Below are 545 nucleotides of genomic sequence, written 5' to 3' on the forward strand. Positions count from 1 at the left end.
CCAAGATCCTTGTCGCTGGTGCCTCGGGCATGGTCGGCTCGGCACTCGTGCGCCGGCTGCAGGCGCGCGGTCACACCGACGTGCTGGCCGTCGGGCGCCAGCAGGTCGACCTGCTGGACCAGCGTGCCGTCTTCGCCTATCTGGAGCAGACGCGGCCGGACTACCTGTTCGTCGCCGCGGCGAAGGTCGGCGGCATCCAGGCGAATGCCCTGTACGGTGCCGACTTCCTCTACGAGAACCTGCAGATCGAAGCCAATCTGATCCACGGCGCCCACCGCGCCGGCGTGCAGCGGCTGATGTTCCTCGGCTCCAGCTGCATCTACCCGCGCGACTGCCCGCAGCCCATTCGCGAAGAATACCTGCTGACCGGACCGCTGGAGTCGACGAACGAGCCGTACGCGATCGCCAAGATCGCCGGGATCAAGCTCGCCGAGAGCTACAACCGGCAGTACGGTCGCCAGTACGTCTGCGCGATGCCGACCAATCTCTATGGCCCGAACGACAACTACGACCTGGCCAGCAGCCATGTGCTGCCGGCCTTGATC

1 protein-coding gene is annotated in these 545 nt (G+C 66.4%); it reads left to right on the forward strand.

The features are described from left to right. The coding region (locus AC1D15_RS36475) for an NAD-dependent epimerase/dehydratase family protein (RefSeq protein ID WP_477829929.1) at window positions 1-545 on the forward strand (545 nt) is incomplete at both ends.

It is taken from the genome of Rhizobacter sp. P2_H2, from assembly GCF_056403375.1.